The sequence below is a fragment of the Streptomyces sp. NPDC003038 genome (assembly GCF_040611115.1).
Lineage (GTDB): Bacteria > Actinomycetota > Actinomycetes > Streptomycetales > Streptomycetaceae > Streptomyces.
Map to the genome: position 1 here is coordinate 1 of NZ_JBEXNN010000083.1, position 4,583 is coordinate 4,583.

Here is a 4,583-nt window from a genome sequence, read left to right on the forward strand (position 1 = left end):
AAACCTCCTACGCCCCCTTCACACACCCACTGGACCTCCCCGACCTGGCCTGACCAGCAACCCAACATGATCATCTGGACTTTGAATCAGCCCTGCACCCCGACGGGGTGAGGGGCCGCTGAAGGCGCCCCTGCGTGGAGGGTAGCCACCGGCGCGTGGATAACGCTCGCGTTAATGCGCATGCCGACTCCTCCGTGTTCTTCAAAGATGTCGCCCGCGTACTGGTGGATACGCCGGTTGTGGGGCCATGAGGTGAGACCAAGAGCTGGCTCAGCGGTTAGCGACGGATCCACACGCCAACGGGCGAACCAGATGGCCTCGGGCATGTCTTTGGGATCGGTATCGCGAGCCTTTCTGAGATGCCGCACACCAGAGTCGGCACTGCTGTAAAAGCCAGGCAGGTAGCCCAGCTCACGCACCCCGCGGCTCCATTTCCGAATGAAATTGATGGTGGTCTCCGCGCACTGGGTATCGTTCTTGTTGTAAGACTCCATGTCTAGATAGAGCGCGCTACCCTTCATGATCCCCAACCTTCCGGCTGCGGCGACAGCCTCTGCCGCTTCGTGGGCTCCCATCTCGGCATCCTCCGGATCGATGATGGTATCGCGTTTATGCCAGAGGGAGACGCAAGGCGCCTGTGATCCGACAAAGATTGGCAGGATCTTCCATCCGGCCCGGTCAACCTCTCGAACCCATGCCTTACTCAGGTGCTTCTGGCTGAGGCAGCCTCGCCCCCGGCCAGCGTAGTAGATACCAACTGCACGGTAGGGGGAAGAGGCCCACGCTCGCATCGTCGACAGTGCAGGAGTGGCACACGTATCGAAGGCGCTCCCGTGAAATACGGTCATTCCGTCTGGGATCGTGTTTTGTGCTCCAGGATGCGCGTCAATGACTCGCGGGGTCACGTCTCCTGGGTGGTTCTGGACGGTCACGAAAAGCCCGAGCGCTAAAAGCAATAACAACCCCAGGAACACGGCAAGTCGGATCCATTGCAGTTCAACGCTCCTGCGCCGGTGTGAGATCTTTTGCATTCCTTCACTCAACTTTAGGCCCGGATGTGCCGCCACTGCTGACGCTTCCCTGTTAGTCCGACTGGACCTCTTTCATCCTGGCTCTGTGAGGGTGAAAGGGCAGGTCAGCTGGGTTGGGGGGTGACATGGCGAAGCCCCCGTTCGTTGGCATGGTGATCTCACTCATCTGAAGCTTCCCCTTGATCGTGGACACCTGGAGACTGGGATGTGTGAGCCCAGGGGAAGCAGTGCCGGGTGGGAAGTAACTACGCGAAGCGGTACTCAGAGGAGTACAAGCGTGACGCGGTCGAACTCGTACGGTCCTCGGGCCGGACCGTGACTGAGGTCGCCCGGGAACTCGGGATCAGTCCGGAGTCCCTTGCGGGGATGGGTGCGGAAGGACCATGCCACGCGGGAGACTGGACCGTCGTCGGTACCGGGCGGTCCGGCCAGGCGGCCGACGACCGTGACGAAGAGCTCAAGCGGCTGAGGAAGCTGACCGTTGAGCAGGCGAAAACCATTGAGATCCTGAAAAAAGCGACGGCCTTCTTCGTGAAGGAGAGCGACCGGTGAGCGAGATATGCCGGTTCATCCACGCGGAGAAGGCGAACTACCCGATCGTCCTGCTGTGCAAGGTTATGAAGACCGGCCGCTCGACCTACTACGCCTGGGTCTGCGGAGCCGGGGCCCGTGAGGCCCGGCAGCGTGCCGATGAAGCCCTGGTCCACGAGATCACGGTGATCCACCTTGCATCCCGGAGGAATTACGGCGTCCCGCATATCATCGCGGAACTGCGCCGGCACGGCAAACCCCGTCAATCACAAGCGGGTCGAGCGGGTCATGCGGAATTACGGCATCTCTGGGAACAGCCGCGCGGACCGGCCGCCGCGGCCTGACCCAGGGCTGATTCAAAGTCGCGGTCTTGACGAGAAGCAGCTGGTCACGGACGTATGACGATGCGGGAGATGGCCGCTAGGCAGTGAGCTTGTTCAACTTGAGCTTCAGCGAAGCGCTTGAGGCACCTGTGACCTGCGTATATACGGGAGTCGTGTCACCCGATCGGTGGCCACACTGAACAAGCTCAGTGTCTGATGGCTCTTGCCCGGGTGGTGGATCTGTTGCCGTTCTGGGCAAGAGTCCGTCATGGTGCGGCGGCATGAACTGACGAACGCTCAGTGGGCGCGCATCGCCCCGCTGCTTCCGGAGACCGGCGGGCCGGGTGGACGGTGGGCCGACCACCGCACCGTGATCAACGGTGCGCTCTACCGGACACGGACCGGCATCCCCTGGCATGACCTGCCCGAACGCTACGGAACCTCGCAGACCGTGTACGAACGCCACCGCCGCTGGTCGGCCGACGGCACCTGGTCGAGGATCCTGCGAGCGTTGCAGGCCGGTGCCGACTCCACCGCCCAGGACGCGGACGGCTCGTGGGCGGTCAACGCCGACTCCACCACCTGCAGGGCCCACCAGCACGCGGCCGGAGCCCGGCACGCTCCCCCGGACGACCACCCCGAAAAGGGGGCGGCGCGCGTGTGGACGAAGAGGGCCGTGAGGCTTTGGGACGCCCCCGGGGCGGGCTGACCAGCAAGGTCCACCTGCTGGCCGACGACCGCTGCCGGCCCCTGGTCTGGCTGACCTCGCCCGGCCAGCGCGGGGACAGCCCGATGTTCATCCCGCTCATGCAGGCACTGAACGTGGCCCGCACCGGGGCCGGACGTCCCCGCACCCGACCGGACCGGGCCCGCGGCGACAAGGCGTACTCCAGCCGAGCCAACCGCGTCTACCTGCGCAAACGCGGGATCAAGGCAACGATCGCGCAGCCGGACGACCAACGCGCCAACCGCCGCCGACGCGGCCGGGCCGGCGGCCGCCCGCCGGTCTTCGACCGCGAGCAGTACCGCCGACGCAACGCGGTCGAACGCTGCATCGGCAAACTGAAGCAGCACCGGGCCGTCGCCACTCGGTACGACAAACGCGACTACATCTTCCACGGCACCCTGGCCACCGCGGCCATCGTCATCTGGCTCCGTGACCTCGTCAAAGAGCCATCAGACACTGCCTAGCTCGTTCTTCAGGGTGCACGGTCCTTCCAAGGAAGCAGCGGCGTTTCCTGACCTTGCCGGGTGGATGCAGAGGTGAAGGACTCATGACGTAGGCGGGAGACCTCCGCTCTCTGTAGGAGCCGCCTCGGTGGAGGTGGCGCCCGCGCCGTTGCTGCCAACGTTTGGCTGGGCCTTCTTCTTCAGTCGTCGGCCGTATTTGTCCCAACCACGTTCGCGGGGTGTGGTGCCAGCCCAGATTCCGTAGGGCTCAGGCAGGGTGTCAGCGTGTTCACGGCACTCTGTGCTGACGGGGCAGGCACCACAGATCTTGCGGGCGGGTTCAGCCTCGACCTCTTGAAAGCGTCCCTGGGGGAAAAATAGCTCGGTGTCCTCGTCGTGACAGGCTCCTCGCCAGTACCAACGGGTCAAGCCAGCGTGGCCAAGAAGATAGGCCGGCAGGCGCCGACGGGAGATCGGGTCGATGAGAGAGCTAGAAGTGGGAGGCGTCATCAGCAAAGGTCTCGGTGGCTTGGTGGGGGTGGGCACAGCCGACCGGGCGTCGGCACTGGGAGCGCAGCAAGATGCGTGGGCAAGGCTCACGCAAGTGCTTCACATAAAACGATCGAAACTCTACAACTTGCAGCTTCCGGTTTCCGTCGGTTACGGCCGGGCAGGGACCACCATGCATGATTTCTGCCCATGCTTGCGGCGAGGATACAGCCCTCATACGGACCACCACCAGAACACAACCGTGAAGCGTGCCGGGTTTCGTAGAGACTTCAGTTCTTGGCTGGGCCCTCGGGCGCAGGGTGGTGTTCAGCATAGAAGTTGGCTTCGCGTTCGGCGCGGGAGGGAATGGGAAGTCTTCCTATCCGAGTGTGGGGGCGGCGATTGTTGTACTGGGCTTGCTTCGCTTTGACGGACATCTGAGATCAGGGGCTCCGATCCCGGAAGGATGATGTTCATCATGGAGAGAATGGGGAAAAAGAAGCGCGTCCTCGGCGCTCGTTCACGGCGGAGTCCAAGGTCGAGATCGTCGGCCTGTGCCGGCGGGGTGACCGTTCGCCGCAAGCTTCGACCTGACCGAGACCGCGGTGTGGGGCTGGGTGAGGCAGGCCAAGGTCGAGGCGGGCGACCGAGACGGCCTGACCAGCAGCGAACGCGAGGAACTGGCCGTGCTCCGGCGGGAGAATCGCAGGCCGGGGGAGGACGTGGAGGTCCTCAAGCGCGCAACGGCTTCTTCGCAAGGGAGACCCCGTGAACGGGCCCGTTCTTTGAGGCGGAGAAAACTTCATGTCACAACGTTAAGCGTGCGTGTGACTGCTCCAGGTCTCCCGCACCACCTCCTGCGCCCGCCGCAGCAACATCCCCGGCCCCCGCTCGGTGCGGGATGCGGAGCTGACCGAACGGATCACACATGTCCACGGGCAGTCCCGCGCAACTTACGGGTCCCCGCGCATCCACGCCGTCCTCAAACGCGAGGGTGTCGGCTGCGGTCGCCGCCGCGTGGCCCGCCTGATGCGGCAGG

The 4,583-nt window shown here is 64.1% G+C and carries 5 protein-coding genes and 1 pseudogene; 4 read left to right on the forward strand and 2 right to left on the reverse strand.

Annotated elements, in window-relative coordinates; all coding sequences use genetic code 11:
* Positions 1-86 precede the first annotated feature (86 nt).
* Positions 87-1,031 (reverse strand): DUF1906 domain-containing protein, encoded by a 945-nt coding sequence (locus ABZX75_RS33905; RefSeq protein ID WP_355417971.1) that lies wholly within the window; start codon positions 1,029-1,031, stop codon positions 87-89.
* Positions 1,032-1,265: 234 nt separating this feature from the next.
* Between ABZX75_RS33905 and ABZX75_RS33910 the strand changes: the two genes are divergently transcribed.
* The 3 genes from ABZX75_RS33910 (at position 1,266) to ABZX75_RS33920 (ending at position 3,076) form a co-directional block, all read left to right on the forward strand.
* A complete protein-coding gene (locus ABZX75_RS33910) occupies positions 1,266-1,583 on the forward strand; it encodes a transposase (RefSeq protein WP_355417974.1) in 318 nt (105 codons plus the stop codon).
* Positions 1,580-1,906 (forward strand): hypothetical protein, encoded by a 327-nt coding sequence (locus ABZX75_RS33915; protein ID WP_355417977.1) that lies wholly within the window; start codon positions 1,580-1,582, stop codon positions 1,904-1,906. Before ABZX75_RS33910 ends, ABZX75_RS33915 begins: the two co-directional genes overlap by 4 nt.
* A gap of 250 nt (positions 1,907-2,156) precedes the next feature.
* A protein-coding gene (locus ABZX75_RS33920; RefSeq protein WP_355417983.1) for an IS5 family transposase occupies positions 2,157-3,076 on the forward strand; the annotation gives its coding sequence in 2 pieces (ribosomal slippage) (positions 2,157-2,513 and positions 2,516-3,076; 918 coding nt in all).
* An 81-nt stretch (positions 3,077-3,157) separates the two neighbouring features.
* Here the strand turns inward: ABZX75_RS33920 and ABZX75_RS33925 are convergent.
* On the reverse strand, positions 3,158-3,565 hold the full coding sequence (locus ABZX75_RS33925; RefSeq protein WP_355417980.1) for a WhiB family transcriptional regulator: 408 nt from the start codon (positions 3,563-3,565) through the stop codon (positions 3,158-3,160).
* 888 nt (positions 3,566-4,453) lie between these two features.
* On the opposite strand from ABZX75_RS33925, the pseudogene ABZX75_RS33930 reads away from it, so the two are divergent.
* Positions 4,454-4,583: pseudogene (locus ABZX75_RS33930) on the forward strand (IS3 family transposase); the annotation flags it as partial.

What these genes read in the sequence shown, in the direction of transcription:
- ABZX75_RS33905 (WP_355417971.1), bottom strand. Translation starts at nt 1,031, where the DNA reads ATGCAAAAGATCTCACACCGGCGCAGGAGCGTTGAACTGCAATGGATC.
- ABZX75_RS33925 (WP_355417980.1), bottom strand. Translation starts at nt 3,565, where the DNA reads ATGACGCCTCCCACTTCTAGCTCTCTCATCGACCCGATCTCCCGTCGG.